This window comes from Capnocytophaga sp. G1920 (genome assembly GCF_051417515.1).
On sequence record NZ_JBPRKH010000001.1, the window covers coordinates 14,654 to 28,472 of the forward strand.

A 13,819-nucleotide genomic window follows, 5' to 3' on the forward strand; every position below is an offset into this window, starting at 1 on the left:
TTGTCTTCCTTACTGAGCTTTATATGCTCGTGCTGTGGGCAACAATGGGTACGATAGTGTAACTTGAGTAGGCTTAGGCTTTTTTTGACTCTTCCTGTTCCTCACCCCGTCCCTCTCCCAAGAAGAAGGAGGTAGGCATACTTTCTATTTCCACCCCATAAGTGCGCTCTATATAGTCTTGGGTAAGGATATAGCCACGCCCTAAGAGTACCCCGTCTATAGTGATTTGATTATTTGGGTCTGTAGTTTTCTCTACTGCTATTTTGGCATTGTCGGGAATAGGGTAGCCAATGGCACGCATAGCGGGCAAAAGTTGGTTATTGAGGAAAGCTAACATCTTCTTTTCATCGGCATATACAACCTCCTCCAAAGTATTCTCGTGTACCGTGCCTTGTGCCTTGCTACTGCCGTTCTCGGTAGTCATCGTTTGGTGGAGTACGAGTTTTGATAACTCTTTGTCTAAGGCTTCAATCTTGCGGTAAAACACTTGGAAAGCATCGGCTTTGCTGTTCTCCTTAATATCCACTTCAGTGCCTATTGGGAATACCCCATACGAAGCCGAGCCCATTTCCTCCAACCACTGGGCAACTTCCTCTTTTACACTATCACTTTGTGAGGCTATTTTGGCAATACGGATAGGAATACCAAACAGCTCCTCGAACTCGTCCCACGAACCCCACGAATGGCGCTTGAGTATTGCATAAGGCGTAGCTTTTTCGAGTAACCCCGAATGCTTGTAGAATCGTGCTACTAATACTACCTCTTGTACATCGCGTAGGTCTATGCCAGTGGTTGCATCGTAGTCTTTGAGCAGTACGTGCTTTTCGGGGATAACTAAGCCCCTATCAATAAGCTCTACCGATTTGATTTTGCCTTTGGTTACTTCTTTGAGCCATATAGGTGAATGCCCGTGATAGATGCTTTGGTGAGCGAACTCGATTACGTCCTCAAACCATTGTTTATCCTTGATATACTCGGTTAGGGCATCGTCTTTAATCTCATCGATGGCGATAATATAGTCCTTATTGGTAGTTCGTAGGGTACGGTTTTCGGTGATACCAGTAAGGTGTCCGTCGAGGAGTACATCCTGGTATACCTCCTCCAGAGGGTAAGTACGAGGATAGTCCACACTATAGCGGGCATAACGTGCCGAGTGCCAATGGTTGAGCTCGGTACGCCATAGCCTGCGTTGTCTTTTGATGATGTCCACCATCAGATTGGTTACCTGCTGAATGTTTTGGGCTGTATTTTTGCCCAAATGTACTTTTTTATTAAGTGCATTACCACTAAGGGTGACACTCTTTTCTATACGTTGTTTATGGGGTTGCTTTGCCATTATTTTAATTGATTGAATAAACGGTCTGTTGCCGTTTTGATATTGTTGAATAAGGTTTTGGAGTTGCCTATGAATTGTCGCTTAGGCATACCTTTCAATCCCTCGTTGTGTCTTAGGGCATACTCCTTATGGGTGTAGAAGGTTACTTGCATTTTCTCCATACGCGCCATAAAAGAGTGTCGTAGCTTGTTGCCTCCTGAGTTGTATCCTGTAAGGATAGCACGCCCCTGATTGCGCTTGCCAAAGAGGGTAAGAGTACCCTTTTTGCCTACCCTATCCGAGCGGTAACGGGTAAGGTCTCTCCCTCGTGTATCAGTAGTTTTGCGAGGTTGCCACTTCTGTAAGCCCTCATCATTAAATCCCTCATCTTGGAAGTTTTTTTGAATAAACTTGAGTCCCTCTGTTTTAAGGACAATGGGGACATCATTAGCTACTAAGCGTGCAAGGGCTTCGAGCTTTCGGCGGAGTTCTGTAAAGTTATTATTACTCATAGTTTTAATGAATTGCTTGTCGTGCTACGACTGCCTGCGGTGGCTCACCGCTACCAGTGATTGCGGTAGGTTTTGCGCCCTCCGAGCTTCATAAAAGGCGTGGGCGTATCGGGGGTGCCGTCGCCATCGGTATCTTTTAGGCGTTTTGGGAAGCCGACTTCTATTTCGCCTTTGGCTATCTTTTCGAGCCATAACATAGCCTCGTCATAGCGGAGCTTTGCCACTTGGTTGAGGGTTTTAGTTCGCCTTATATAAATTTCGTGGATAACAATATCCTTGAGGTACTTTAACAGTATTTTACTGCGTTTGTCTCCCTCTTTGGCAAAGATAGCTTCGGTATCATAGTACTTATATAAATAAGAAGCTATTAGGTCTATGCCTTCGGCAATGATTTCGGTTACTATCTGCTCGTCGCCTTGGGTGATAAGGTCTATCACCTCTTTGGTGGCGACTGTTTTGAGTTCGTCTTTGGTTAAAAACACGTTGATAATGATTAATTGTTAATGATTAATTATTTGCGATCTGCAATCGTTTGTTAGCATAAGGATACGGAGTTCGCCTATAAATGCGAGTGGTGAAGGTAATACGATAGCTCATAATGCCATCATCACTTAGGCGCAATTCTTCCTCTCGCACCTGTTGTACAGGCTTGAACTGTTCGCCTTGCAGGAATTGTATGGTATCGGTGATTTTGTCCAATATATCCAACTCCATAAGCCCCTCTTCGGCATCAGAAGTGCCTAAGTGCTGGTCTGTCCAGCCGTCTTTACAATAGAAGTCTATATGAAACTCACACTCGCCTTCTTGCACGTGCTGTGTCATCGTCTCGTAGGCAATAGGCATTACTTGAATGAGTGCAGCTGTCCATATTTCGGGGTAGCCGTTTTCGGGGTTATCAAACTGCCCACGTTGTAGGTCTATCAGCTCAATGCCCTCAATGTTGGCAAGGGCTTGTTTTACTTTTACAAATAGTTCTTTTCTTGGCGTCATCTTCTAAGTGAAAAGTTATATTGTTCGTCTTTTATGTTTTGCTATGAAAGGGCGCCCGCTTTGTAAAGGGTTTTCGGAATAGCCAAAATACTGTTGGGCAAGGGTAATGGCACGCTCTAAGGTATCGGGGGCGTCATCGTGTGAGGTAGTCCCTTTTTCAAAGGAAAGCACCTGCTTGATAAAAGCATTATAGTCTTTCTCTGAGCGTTTGGGAAGACTCTCGTCCCAGTACAATATTTTGCGAAAAAGCGCATTGGTAATACCCGCCGAAATACGGTTGTGCTTGTCGCCCTCCTGGTGTAAGCCGATAGGGATATTAGGGCAAGCGTTGTCCTCTGCTGATTGCATAATGATAGGGGTGTAGACGGCTTTCTGCGCCATAGTAGCGTCAAAGAAGCCCATAGTGTTGTAGCCTTTTTTAAGGTACTTCTTTACCCACTGGGCGCGTACTTCCATAGCCGAGTTCAGCTCGCAACGCTGACAAAACACCTCTAACACGTAGAGCTTAATACCTTTTACCCCAATGAGTACCCCTGCTTTGTAGTCGCCTGTAGCGGTATAGGACAAGTCCCAATGGTCAAGCAAGCCGTCCCAAGCCTCATTACCCGCCACACGTACTAAGGCAATATCTTTAGCCTTAAATAGCTTGCCCTCCTCAATAGGGTTATTGAAGTCCTCGCGCTGTGAGGTATAATAATCATCATTTAGCAGAATGCGGATAATATCTTCCTTAGTGTCGCGCTCCTTCCACGAAGGCTCCCACTCTATATCCATATAGTTCTCGCGGGTAATGTTCACGGTGGCGAGGTTGGTAACCGAGTCGTGCAGGTGCGGACTGCCTTTCCATTTGTCGTAGAGGTAGTCCAATATACCGTCCTTGACGATGTAATTGTTATTGATGATAAGCCTACCTCGCTTGCGGTGAAACGCTTTTACGAGGTCTCCTGTAATTTTTTTGCCGTACTTCTCTATCATATCGGGGCGTTTGGCGCGGTCTATGTCCTCTATATCGTCCAAAATAGCGAGGTCGGGGCGATACATACCAAAACGTAAACCTCTGAAAGGTTGGTTGAGCCCCAACGCCTTAAAGTGCTTGCCGTCAGTAGTTTGGAAATCTCCGTCCGACCAATCACCGTAGGAGAGTTGTGTACCAAAGTCTTTAATGAACTTCTGGTTGTTCTCCAAATGCGCTTGCAGGTCGGATAGCAGTATTTTAGCCAAGCCCTCGTTCGCTCCTATAAGGATAGGAAAGAAAGTGAGGTTATTTTGTTTGAGGTGGCAGATGTTACCTACATTGGACTGTATGGACTTACCCGCTCCTCTGAACTTCTTTCTGAATTGTCGTATATATGGGTCCTTGTAAAGCCTTATATAGTCGTCAATATGAAACTTAGGTGTTTTGGCATCGCCCAACGGCAAGCCACTGTCAAGCCCGAAATAGTAGTCGAAAAACTCCCCATAGTTTTCGGGCTTTAAAAGCCTTTTGATACGTGCTTCCTGCTCGTCTGTAGTCTCCTTTTGGATAGCCTCGTAAGTAAGCTCCCTAATCATTTTTGACTTGGCAAAATAACGTTCTTTAGCTTCTTTGAGTTCTGTTTTAGTCATCTCCTCGCTGTAATAAATCGGTTATGTACATATCAAAGTAAGGGCGTATATTCTTAATAGTATCCATATACGTCTCTCGTTTCTTTCCGGTGCTTTGTCCTGCCCGCTCTAAGATAAAGTTAGTAAAGCCGTCAAGGCTTTCCATAGTGTACACCGCTATCTTATTGTGGTCTGTAATGCGGTCGAACGCAGCTACAATCTTAGTAATATCATCAGCCTTATAGGGCAAAGGTTCGCCCCGTTCAATGGCTTGTGCACATTTAAGGGTGAGTTTGCGAATATTAGAGGGCTTAAGAGTTTGTAATTCTTTCTCATCGTCCCACTTGCCTTCCTCTCGCCATTTGCCCAGCGTTTTAATGCCTATGCCTATCATCTCCGATATATTGGCAATGCTAAAGCCTTTGGCGAAAAGTTCCTTAGCTTGTGATTTTTTATAATCTGCCTCTACTGCTGTAAGTCGTGCCATATCTTATTGTAATAATTCGTTTATCTTATTATTAATCTCTTCAAACTTTGCCACGTTGTTAGGGGCGAAGTTGCCAGGTCCTGCAGGGGTTTGAATTACTGCCGATTTAAGTTCATTTAAAAGTTCATTTAAAAGGCTTTTAAAATCTACTTCACCGCGTTGCAAGTGAAAGCCTGCTTTATCTACCTTTAGCTGTAGCTCATCTATCTGCAAGCTCACACTCTCAATTTCGCTATACCCCACTACGTGGTAGCGGTTCTCGTCTTCTCCAATTGAGGATATCAGCACACTACTTCCTATTTTTGGGAATAGGTAAAAACGCTCGGCATTTTCATTAATCACCGAAGCCAATCGCACTGTATATTCCAGTTCCTCATCTTTTACCACACACGTGCCCTGCTTTTTGTCTACCGAGAGCACCTCTACGGCTAAGGTAGGAGTTTTGCGTTTGCCAATCGCTCTGAGTCCTTCTGCTAATGCTCTGTCTATACTCATAATCTTGCCCCTATGGTTACTTGCCGGCGTGCCCCATTACGTCCAAAGGTAGTCTCTACCTTTTTGATAAAATAACGCTCGTCTATCTCTTTGAGTTCATTGTCTACTATATGTGCCTGCATACCCCGCGTAGCATAAGGTACTAAGAAGCTCGTGAGCGTACCGTCAAAGCCGTCATACTTTAGCTTTTCAATCTCCGCCTTTGCCATAGCCCGTAGCTTTGCCTCATCACTCACTACAGAAGTATGAAAGGTTCTTAGCTCTCCTTCAGCATCACCCTCTTCTACTGTTTTCTTTTTGTTATTTTTGTCGATATAGGTATAACGTACTTTCAATTTGCGTTCGTCCTTGGTGCGATATTCCAAGTCGTTGGCTACAATATTGCGGTTAAGGTCGTAAAAGGCTGTTTGTCCTATATTGGTAAGCTCTGAAAGCCCTGCGTATAGCTTGCCCTCATCGTTGATAAATACGCTTATCCGAAATTCCTCTTTGAGTTTCTCCAATACCTGCGTGCCATTAGCATTGCGTATAAGCCATTGGTCTAATTGCATTTGTGGAATATTATCCGCCAAAGCAATAGGTGTATCTTTCACTACTTCCTGCAACACTTCTCTAAGGGTTGTTTTTTGCCACGACTTATTGATATTCTTACGTCTAAGCAAATACATAGCGTCTTCACATTCTATGCTTACAGGAATATTAGGCTTTATTTTTTTTACATAGCCCTCAAACTCTACCCCACTATACACACCCTCATAAGCGAGGGTAACACTCACTTTGTCGCCTGTCTTAATTGCCTTTTCAGTGTAGAGAGTTTCTCCCCCTTTGCTCACTTTAAAGTGGCTCGGTAACTCAATGATACAGGTGTCGGCAAGTTCGTCTATTGACTTGGTAATTTTCACGCTGTGTATTGCTCTGAAGGTATAATTACCTATCTTTATAATTGCTTGTAATACAAACATTAGTATATCTTATTAAGTTGGGTTCTTTTCTCATCCAATTCAGCATAGAAGTCCATATCCGATACGGCTTTAATGGTGTACTTCTGTATACCTTCCTTACCCTCCATAGCCTCGAAGCTAATATCTTTCAGTACTATGTTCCGAATATCAAAGAGGGTAAAGAGTTTATTACCTACGACTTCCAAACTTTCATTCTTTTCAAATAGCCTATTGAGGCTCTGCACCTGTGCCGTAGGGTACAAATCGGGGTTAGTGGTGTCTATACAAAGCCCCTTAATGGTAATCTGCCAGTCTTCTGTGGCGATGTACTCTTTTACCTTTCCTTTGCGGTGTTTGCCTACCGTTGCCGTCTCAACGATTGTTTTGGTAAGCGAAAAACTCACCAAAGGCTCATTAGGAAAGAGCGTTTGTTCGCCTACCTTATCGGCTACTTTTAGCGTCATAAAGTACTGACTTCCGTTACTGCGCGCCTCGCTGATATTGGAGAGGCTCGGCAGTACAAATTTGGTTTTATTGTTAGCCCACCACGAGGGGAATGCGGGTCCTACATAGTCCAGAAAAGCCCTTGCAGTGAGTTCCTTTATATCGAATTCCATAACGTATCATCTTGTTTATTCAGTGCAAAGTTCATACATATAGAATAGCTAACGAAATTACCGCCCAAAGTTTGGGCAAAATCAGTACAAAGTTTGGGTGAAATCAGTACAAGGTTTGGTTACCAATTTTTATACGTGCTAAAACCTTATGAATTTTGCACCAGAAAACGATTCAAACTAATACCCTTTCGCTAATGAAACACCAATTTATCATCAATACCGAAAATGTAAATTCTTACGGCTATCGTGTGCTTACTGACGGCATTGACTACACTCAATATATGCGCAACCCCGTTGTGCTCTTTATGCACCAAAGAGACGGCTATAGCAACAAAGGCAGTGAAGTTATCGGGCGTTGCACGAGACTCTACAAGGAGGGAACTACTCTTATTGCCGAGGTGGAGTTTGACGAGCAAGACGAGTTTGCTAAGAAGATAGCGGGCAAGGTGGAGCGTGGCTATATACGTATGGCTTCGATGTTTGCCGAGATAAAATCGGTATCTACCGAGCCTCAATATATATTGGAGGGGCAGGTGTATGAAACGGTTACCGCTTGTAAGCTGGTGGAAATATCTATTGTAGATATAGGCGGTAACGACAATGCGCTGAAACTCTCTAAAGACGGCAAACCGTTTCAGCTCAAGAAAATAGTAACTAATACATCAAATAATATGGACATTAAAGTGATAGCCCTTGCGTTAGGTTTGGGCGATAATGTAAAAGAAGAGGTAGTACTAAGTACCCTACATAACCTCAAAACCGATAAAGAGAAAGCAGAAGCCGAAGTGGTAACCTTGAAAAAGGCGATAAAAGAAAGCCACACCGCCGAAGCTACTACTTTGGTAGATAAAGCTGTTGCGTTGGGGCTTATCCCCGAAGCCTTGAAAGAAAGTCAGCTAAAACAGTTTGAAGCTGATTTTGACGGACAAAAAGCGGTACTCTCTAAGCTCGTAGCTGACAAAGAAGCCGAGAACGCACAACAGGGAAAGACCAACACAGTGCGTGAGGTAGTGTTGGGAGCAGGAGCTAAGCCTACAAGTGGTGCCGAAGAGACTTTTGACTACTTGCAAAAGAAAAACCCCGAAAAGCTCCGTCTCCTCAGAGACAAAGAACCCGATGAGTACGCACGCTTGGCTAAGGAGTACGCCAATGGGGTACGCTACACTGGAAAGTAATTTAATAACCCTTTAAAACAAATTTAAATCAGTATGAAATTATCATTAAAAGCATTAAGTATTAATGTGTTTTTGGCATTTGTTGCCTCCCTTTTTATAGCTCCCGCTTTGGGTGCTTCTGTACCTGTAGTAGCTACGGCTATTGTGGCTACTTCTACTGTAGCCCAGTACATAGCCCCTGACTTGTTCAGAGGTATTGCTATGGAAGGCTTGCAAACTGAAGTATGGGTAGCAGGTATTAAAGAAAACCCTATCCCTAACGACTCGTTTGTTTATCAGAGCGTGGACTTGTCGCAATATGTAGAGAATAACAAGTTACACCTTGCTGAAGCGGGAGTAGAACCTGGAGTGCACGAAGACTATTTTGCCTCTTCCAGTTCGGCATTGCCTGTGGCTACTATTGACGATATAGCCAATGAAGTAGTGCTTAAAACCTACTCAACAGAGCAAACCTTACACCGCGAGTTGCAGGAGGTAGAGCTGTCTTACGACAAACGCTCCAGTGTGATACAACGCCACCGCGTATCATTGGCTAAGAACTTAGGCAAACGCGCGGCTTGGGCGTGGGCTCCGCAAAAGGACAACGAATGGAATAAAGTGCTTACTCTTGCCAGCAACGACTCGGTGATAGATGCTATCATAGACCTTAAGCAGTTTATGGAAGAAAAAGACATAGTGGAAGGTGTAAATATTTGCTTTACTCCTGAGCACTTTGCTCGCATTCGCAAAGAAGACAAACGCCTGTATAAGGACATTATGAATGAAAAACAAATGTATGGAATTAAAGTATTCCAGTACAGTCAGAACCCACTCTACGACGGCACTACCAAGGAGAAAAAACCTTTTGGTGCTGTGAAAGCAAGTACAGACAAACGCGCTTCATTTATGTGGGTAACTAATGAAGTGTTCCGTTGCTTTGGCGATGTGAAGATGTACGCTACCCTACGCGATGCGGGGTTACAAGCCGACGCGTTATCATTCGCACAGCGCGCTTTGGTAGGGGTAATTCGTGCCAAAACGCCTAAATTCTTAGGGGCTATATTGTAGTACTTTAAAAGCTAATGAAGATGAAAGAAAAAGCAGAACAATATTTTGAGGAGAACAAAGAGGTGAAATACCTCTTTGCTACCTCCGATGGCTTTCTATTTTTACAAAAGAAAGACGCGCAAAACCACGCAGAAACCTTAGAAGATAAGCAGGTGGATACTTTCACCCGTGAGGAGAAAGAAATGGTAGGCTTGGAAAACTTAGAGAATGTGGAGGCTTCTGAGACCTCAGAAAGCTCGGAGTTGTCCGACAACTTAGAGGCTGAAGTACCTACTGAAGCAACTGAAGAGCCTGCAGAAGTGGCTAAAAACAAACCTTTTAAACCTAAAAAATAATGGCATTACCTAAAGTATTATTTAACATTGCCAAAGACGGCTTAGGCAGAACTACGGCTATACAAAAGACTACAGGGCTCATCGCAACGGGAGTAACGGTGAGTGGAAAAGTAGAGTTAGGCAAGTCGTACCAAGTATTTTCGCTAAAAGAAGCGGTGGCTTTGGGCATATCAGAAGCTGAAAATGCTTTTGCCTATAAGCACATTAAAGCATTTTACGACCAAGCTCCTACGGGTACACCTCTGTGGGTAATGCTTGTATCGGACGCTACTACTATGACGGCTATGCTGGACAAAGACGGCACTTTTGCCCCTACCCTTATTGCTGATGCCAAAGGTGCTATTAGGGTGCTTGGGGTAGTAAAAAAGGCAACGGGTAGTGAAACCATTACCGCAGGCTTAGACGCTGATGTGCAAACGGCAGTTGCCAAAGGGCAAGCCCTTGCCGAGCATTTTGAAAAGAAGTATATGCCGTTTAGAGTAGTCGTGTCGGGCAACAGCTGGAACGGCAAAGTGGCAGACCTTACGAACTTCTCAGAGAATGAACTCAACAAAGTAGCTTGTTTTCTCGGTAACGATGATAAGGAAAAAGAAGCCTCTATCGGGCTATTTCTGGGTAAAATCACTTCTATACCCGTACAGCGCAAAATTCACCGCGTGAAAGACGGTAGCGTATTATCTTTGGTTGCCTATTTTACTGACGGTACTACCATTGACAGCAAAGCCGACCAGTGGGACGCCTTAGACGACAAAGGTTATATTTTCTTTCGCACTTTTGTTGGTCGTTCGGGCTACTACTTTTCGGGAGATAATACCCTTACCAAGCCTACTGACGACTTTAAGACTTTGAGCAACGGACTTGTAATGGACAAGGCTATGCTGTTGAGTTATGGGGTATTAGTAGAAGAGCTTAGCGATGAGGTATTGCTCTCTGAAGACGGCAGTATTCACCCTGCGATTATCAAAGGTTGGCAAACTAAGTTAGAGAGTACCCTGCAGAGCCAAATGGTATCACAAGGGGAACTCTCGGCAGTGAAGATTGACATAGACCCCGCACAACGCGTGCTACAAACGGGCAAAGTGGTGATAGGTATCAAGCTATTACCTGTGGGCTATGCTGATTTTATAGAGGTAAATATCGGCTTTACGACAACAACAAATTAATATTATGGCAACATTTAATAGCAAACAATATGCGTGGTGTGATATTTCTGTAGCCTTTGGCGGGCGTATACTCGTGGGGGTTACAGAGGTAGAGTACACTGAAAAGCGAGAAAAAGACTTGCTTTATGGGCGCGGGTGCAAGCCTCACGGAGTGGTGGCAGGCAACCGTAGCTATGAGGGGAAAGTAAGCATCTGGCAAAGCGAGCTTGAAGCGATGACTCGCGATGCTCCTAATAACGATATTCTAAACCTTAGCTTTGATTTGGTGATTGCTTATGTACCGCTTGACGGCGGACAAATTGTTACTGACATTCTCAAGAATGTGGAATTTACCGAAGTGAAAAAGGGAATGAAGCAGGGTGATAAGAATATGATTGTGGAGCTTCCTATTCTCTTTACAGATGTAAAACGTCAGTCGTAGCACGACGGGGCGGGTAGCACCCGCAGGCAGTGTGAGCCACACTGGCAGTTTAATAAGAATTTAAATAACTTTTAAAAGCAGTTTAAAATGGACGTAACTAAAGAACAAATACAAGAATGGAAACAGCAGTACAAGGATATTTTTGTACTCAACGTGGAGGGTAAAAAGGCGTATTTGCGCACCCCCGACCGCCATACCCTTAGCTATGCCTCAACATTGGCAACCAAAGACCCACTAAAGTTCAACGAGGTGGTACTCACTAACTGTTGGCTTGGAGGTGATGAGGAGATAAAGACAGACGATGCGCTGTTTCTCGCCGCCAGTAGCAAGCTACCCGACCTTATACAGATTAAAGAGGCAACGCTGGAAAAGCTCTAAGCAGTGCGGAGATTGACGAGGAGCGGGATTGGCTTCGTATTACCAACGCCTCACTGCGTTACTATATGCACATTGTCAATCCCGACGCGCTCTCCGATACCGAGTGGGCTATGAGAGTGAAAGAACTCGAATGGCTTAGACAGAAAGAGGCTGATAGCTCTCGCGGGTAATACTAATAGTGTAAGTAGTCTGCTCTTTTGCGCGTTCTCTTTCTTGCTGAGCTCCTTTTGAGAGCATTAAGCTAAGTAGTCCTATTAAAAAGAGTGTAATAGTACTGGCAATAGCTGTTGTGGTGTATTTTCTTTTAGTATAAGGTTCTTTCTCGGTAAGAGCCCTATAGGTAGCATAGAAAGGCACACAGAAAAGAGCAACAGCATAGAAAAAGCCCACAGTAATAAATATCAGTAAACCTATAAGGGCAAGCAGATTTAAGAAAAATAATAATACTTTCATTGTGGCAAATATTTTAGAATATACATTAACGCTTAAAGACTTTGTCAGTGCAAAGTTACAAAAAATCGGTATAAACAACGATATAATGTTGGAAAAATTTGCCGAATTAGAAAAAGTACAAGCAAAAGTGTCTCGTGGCTTTATCCAGATGGGCACCTCTGTACATACTTTGCAACAGAAAATAGCCTTGCTGAAAGCTGAAAGAGATTTGTTGCCTATAGGAAGCCTTTCAGCTATCCGTAAGTACAACAGCGAAATTAACCACTTAGAAAAGAGTGTAAGCAGGCTACAAACTCTCAATGGAAGTAAACTTAAAACGTGGTTTTCAGAAGCTCTAAACAGTTTACCTGGAATAGCTACTAACCCACTTATTTTGGCAGGAGCTGTAATAGGGGGGAGTATCAAAAAGGGTATGGAAGCCGACTTGCAACAAACCAATATCACTACTTTGCTCAAAGGCGATGTAGAGAAAGCCAAAGCCTTATACGCACAGCTTTCAGACTATGGTGTAAAAACACCTTACGATAAAGCGGGACTTATTGAGGCACAAAAGACGATGATGTCCTTCGGGCTTTCCTCTGAGTTTGCTTTTGGGAAGCTCAAAAATATAGGCGACATCGCTATGGGTGATGCTCAGAAGATGAAGAGCCTATCACTTGCTTTTGCACAAGCTACTTCGGCAGGCAAATTACAAGGGCAAGACTTGCTACAGATGATAAATGCAGGTTTTAACCCCTTACAAGTGATAAGTGAGCGTACGGGTGAGAGTATGGCAAAGCTCAAAGAACGAATGAGCAAAGGCGGTATCTCGGCACAGGAACTGGCACAAGCCTTTGAATGGGCAACCGATAAGCAAGGGCTTTTCTACCAAGGAGCCGAGAAAGCAGGAGAAACCCTCAGCGGTAAGTTTAACAAGATGATGGACTCTATTACCGAGCTTGCTTTAAAAGTGTATGAATCTATTAGCCCTATCCTTTCTCCTTTGGTAGAACTTACGGCTATCATCTTTTCAAACATTGGTAACGGTATTGGTTGGCTTATACAAAAATTCCAAGAGGGCAACCCTATAATTCTTACTATAGCAGGTGCTATAGGTATCTTTACTACAGCCCTCATATTGCACAACACCTATACTGCTATTGCTACGGCTTGGCAAAATAGGCTATCGTGGGCAGTGATTAAAACAAACCTCGCTTTTTTGGCTAACCCTATTACGTGGATAATAGCAGGTATTATTGCCCTTATTGCTATCATTACCTACTGTATTGTAGGCGTAAGCGGTTGGGGTAAAGCGTGGGACAACACAGTGCAGGGAATGAAATATTTATGGGAGGCTTTTATACTTGGCTTTAAGGCACATTGGAATACCGCTATCAATGCTTTTATGGTAGGAGTAGACCTCTGTAAGTTGGCTTGGTACAAGTTCAAAGAGGCGGTAGGCTTGGGCGATAGTTCCGAGAACCAAGCAATGATAAGCAAGATACAAAACGATATACAAGAGCGTGCCAAATCGGTAGCAGAAGGTTATAAAAAAGCAGGAGAAGCAGGGGCTAAAGCTAAGGAAGCCTTTGGCAAGGCGTGGGACTCGTTAAAGTTTAAAAGCATTTCGAGTGTAAAAGATGATTTAATGGGTAAGCTCGGTATGAAAAGCCCTAATAGTCAGAGCACAGGTGCCAGTCCTATTACAGGGGAAGCTACTACGCCAACAGGAGAAGGAGCTAAAGCTAAAGATAACATCGTGGCAGGGGGTAGCCGACAAACGCATATCAATATACAAATAGGCAACCTGGGTACCGATACTAAGGTGTATGTGTCCTCTATGCGTGAGGGTATAGATAACTTTGGCGAGCAACTCAAAGAAGAGCTTTTAAGAGTAGTAAATAGTGTGAACCAATTACAGTCGTAG

17 protein-coding genes are annotated in these 13,819 nt (G+C 43.8%); 7 read left to right on the forward strand and 10 right to left on the reverse strand.

Annotated elements, in window-relative coordinates:
• Positions 1–73: 73 nt before the first annotated feature.
• From ACSQ7D_RS00110 to ACSQ7D_RS00150, 9 genes are read right to left on the reverse strand one after another with little or no spacing between them, the layout of a single operon-like run.
• A complete protein-coding gene (locus tag ACSQ7D_RS00110; protein WP_437134925.1) occupies positions 74–1,336 on the reverse strand; it encodes a phage portal protein family protein in 1,263 nt (420 codons plus the stop codon).
• A complete protein-coding gene (locus ACSQ7D_RS00115; protein WP_437134926.1) occupies positions 1,336–1,827 on the reverse strand; it encodes a phage morphogenesis protein in 492 nt (163 codons plus the stop codon). Before ACSQ7D_RS00115 ends, ACSQ7D_RS00110 begins: the two co-directional genes overlap by 1 nt.
• 50 nt (positions 1,828–1,877) lie before the next feature.
• On the reverse strand, positions 1,878–2,309 hold the full coding sequence (locus tag ACSQ7D_RS00120) for a phage protein Gp36 family protein (protein ID WP_437134927.1): 432 nt from the start codon (positions 2,307–2,309) through the stop codon (positions 1,878–1,880).
• Positions 2,310–2,334: 25 nt separating this feature from the next.
• On the reverse strand, positions 2,335–2,817 hold the full coding sequence (locus tag ACSQ7D_RS00125) for a hypothetical protein (protein WP_437134928.1): 483 nt from the start codon (positions 2,815–2,817) through the stop codon (positions 2,335–2,337).
• A 15-nt stretch (positions 2,818–2,832) separates the two neighbouring features.
• A complete protein-coding gene (locus ACSQ7D_RS00130) occupies positions 2,833–4,422 on the reverse strand; it encodes a hypothetical protein (protein ID WP_437134929.1) in 1,590 nt (529 codons plus the stop codon).
• Positions 4,415–4,888, reverse strand: coding sequence for a terminase gpP N-terminus-related DNA-binding protein (locus ACSQ7D_RS00135; RefSeq protein ID WP_437134930.1), 474 nt, complete (start codon positions 4,886–4,888; stop codon positions 4,415–4,417). The genes ACSQ7D_RS00130 and ACSQ7D_RS00135 overlap by 8 nt, the downstream gene beginning before the upstream one ends.
• A 3-nt stretch (positions 4,889–4,891) precedes the next feature.
• Positions 4,892–5,383, reverse strand: coding sequence for a hypothetical protein (locus ACSQ7D_RS00140; RefSeq protein WP_437134931.1), 492 nt, complete (start codon positions 5,381–5,383; stop codon positions 4,892–4,894).
• Positions 5,380–6,345 (reverse strand): late control protein, encoded by a 966-nt coding sequence (locus tag ACSQ7D_RS00145; protein WP_437134932.1) that lies wholly within the window; start codon positions 6,343–6,345, stop codon positions 5,380–5,382. Before ACSQ7D_RS00145 ends, ACSQ7D_RS00140 begins: the two co-directional genes overlap by 4 nt.
• Positions 6,345–6,941 carry a DUF6046 domain-containing protein gene (locus ACSQ7D_RS00150; protein WP_437134933.1) on the reverse strand — a complete coding sequence of 199 codons (597 nt, stop codon included), beginning with the start codon at positions 6,939–6,941 and terminating at the stop codon, positions 6,345–6,347. Before ACSQ7D_RS00150 ends, ACSQ7D_RS00145 begins: the two co-directional genes overlap by 1 nt.
• Positions 6,942–7,135: 194 nt before the next feature.
• On the opposite strand from ACSQ7D_RS00150, the gene ACSQ7D_RS00155 reads away from it, so the two are divergent.
• From ACSQ7D_RS00155 to ACSQ7D_RS00180, 6 genes are all read left to right on the forward strand, one after another.
• Positions 7,136–8,116: an HK97 family phage prohead protease gene (locus ACSQ7D_RS00155; protein WP_437134934.1), complete on the forward strand. Its 981-nt coding sequence runs from the start codon at positions 7,136–7,138 to the stop codon at positions 8,114–8,116.
• 33 nt (positions 8,117–8,149) lie between these two features.
• Positions 8,150–9,163, forward strand: coding sequence for a hypothetical protein (locus ACSQ7D_RS00160; protein WP_437134935.1), 1,014 nt, complete (start codon positions 8,150–8,152; stop codon positions 9,161–9,163).
• 20 nt (positions 9,164–9,183) lie between these two features.
• The gene (locus ACSQ7D_RS00165; protein WP_437134936.1) at positions 9,184–9,498 is read left to right on the forward strand and encodes a hypothetical protein; all 315 of its coding nucleotides are present in this window, start codon (positions 9,184–9,186) and stop codon (positions 9,496–9,498) included.
• The gene (locus ACSQ7D_RS00170; protein WP_437134937.1) at positions 9,498–10,661 is read left to right on the forward strand and encodes a DUF2586 family protein; all 1,164 of its coding nucleotides are present in this window, start codon (positions 9,498–9,500) and stop codon (positions 10,659–10,661) included. The genes ACSQ7D_RS00165 and ACSQ7D_RS00170 overlap by 1 nt, the downstream gene beginning before the upstream one ends.
• 4 nt (positions 10,662–10,665) lie before the next feature.
• The gene (locus ACSQ7D_RS00175; RefSeq protein ID WP_437134938.1) at positions 10,666–11,082 is read left to right on the forward strand and encodes a hypothetical protein; all 417 of its coding nucleotides are present in this window, start codon (positions 10,666–10,668) and stop codon (positions 11,080–11,082) included.
• Positions 11,083–11,169: 87 nt separating this feature from the next.
• Positions 11,170–11,460 carry a hypothetical protein gene (locus tag ACSQ7D_RS00180; protein WP_437134939.1) on the forward strand — a complete coding sequence of 97 codons (291 nt, stop codon included), beginning with the start codon at positions 11,170–11,172 and terminating at the stop codon, positions 11,458–11,460.
• Positions 11,461–11,595: 135 nt separating this feature from the next.
• On the opposite strand, the gene ACSQ7D_RS00185 is transcribed toward ACSQ7D_RS00180, so the two are convergent.
• Positions 11,596–11,913, reverse strand: a complete 318-nt coding sequence (locus ACSQ7D_RS00185; RefSeq protein WP_437134940.1) for a preprotein translocase subunit SecG — start codon at positions 11,911–11,913, stop codon at positions 11,596–11,598.
• Positions 11,914–11,998: 85 nt separating this feature from the next.
• Between ACSQ7D_RS00185 and ACSQ7D_RS00190 the strand changes: the two genes are divergently transcribed.
• Positions 11,999–13,819, forward strand: coding sequence for a tape measure protein (locus ACSQ7D_RS00190; protein WP_437134941.1), 1,821 nt, complete (start codon positions 11,999–12,001; stop codon positions 13,817–13,819).

What these genes read in the sequence shown, in the direction of transcription:
- ACSQ7D_RS00110 (WP_437134925.1), bottom strand. Translation starts at nt 1,336, where the DNA reads ATGGCAAAGCAACCCCATAAACAACGTATAGAAAAGAGTGTCACCCTT.
- ACSQ7D_RS00115 (WP_437134926.1), bottom strand. Translation starts at nt 1,827, where the DNA reads ATGAGTAATAATAACTTTACAGAACTCCGCCGAAAGCTCGAAGCCCTT.
- ACSQ7D_RS00125 (WP_437134928.1), bottom strand. Translation starts at nt 2,817, where the DNA reads ATGACGCCAAGAAAAGAACTATTTGTAAAAGTAAAACAAGCCCTTGCC.
- ACSQ7D_RS00130 (WP_437134929.1), bottom strand. Translation starts at nt 4,422, where the DNA reads ATGACTAAAACAGAACTCAAAGAAGCTAAAGAACGTTATTTTGCCAAG.
- ACSQ7D_RS00135 (WP_437134930.1), bottom strand. Translation starts at nt 4,888, where the DNA reads ATGGCACGACTTACAGCAGTAGAGGCAGATTATAAAAAATCACAAGCT.
- ACSQ7D_RS00140 (WP_437134931.1), bottom strand. Translation starts at nt 5,383, where the DNA reads ATGAGTATAGACAGAGCATTAGCAGAAGGACTCAGAGCGATTGGCAAA.
- ACSQ7D_RS00145 (WP_437134932.1), bottom strand. Translation starts at nt 6,345, where the DNA reads ATGTTTGTATTACAAGCAATTATAAAGATAGGTAATTATACCTTCAGA.
- ACSQ7D_RS00150 (WP_437134933.1), bottom strand. Translation starts at nt 6,941, where the DNA reads ATGGAATTCGATATAAAGGAACTCACTGCAAGGGCTTTTCTGGACTAT.
- ACSQ7D_RS00155 (WP_437134934.1), top strand. Translation starts at nt 7,136, where the DNA reads ATGAAACACCAATTTATCATCAATACCGAAAATGTAAATTCTTACGGC.
- ACSQ7D_RS00160 (WP_437134935.1), top strand. Translation starts at nt 8,150, where the DNA reads ATGAAATTATCATTAAAAGCATTAAGTATTAATGTGTTTTTGGCATTT.
- ACSQ7D_RS00165 (WP_437134936.1), top strand. Translation starts at nt 9,184, where the DNA reads ATGAAAGAAAAAGCAGAACAATATTTTGAGGAGAACAAAGAGGTGAAA.
- ACSQ7D_RS00170 (WP_437134937.1), top strand. Translation starts at nt 9,498, where the DNA reads ATGGCATTACCTAAAGTATTATTTAACATTGCCAAAGACGGCTTAGGC.
- ACSQ7D_RS00175 (WP_437134938.1), top strand. Translation starts at nt 10,666, where the DNA reads ATGGCAACATTTAATAGCAAACAATATGCGTGGTGTGATATTTCTGTA.
- ACSQ7D_RS00180 (WP_437134939.1), top strand. Translation starts at nt 11,170, where the DNA reads ATGGACGTAACTAAAGAACAAATACAAGAATGGAAACAGCAGTACAAG.
- ACSQ7D_RS00185 (WP_437134940.1), bottom strand. Translation starts at nt 11,913, where the DNA reads ATGAAAGTATTATTATTTTTCTTAAATCTGCTTGCCCTTATAGGTTTA.
- ACSQ7D_RS00190 (WP_437134941.1), top strand. Translation starts at nt 11,999, where the DNA reads ATGTTGGAAAAATTTGCCGAATTAGAAAAAGTACAAGCAAAAGTGTCT.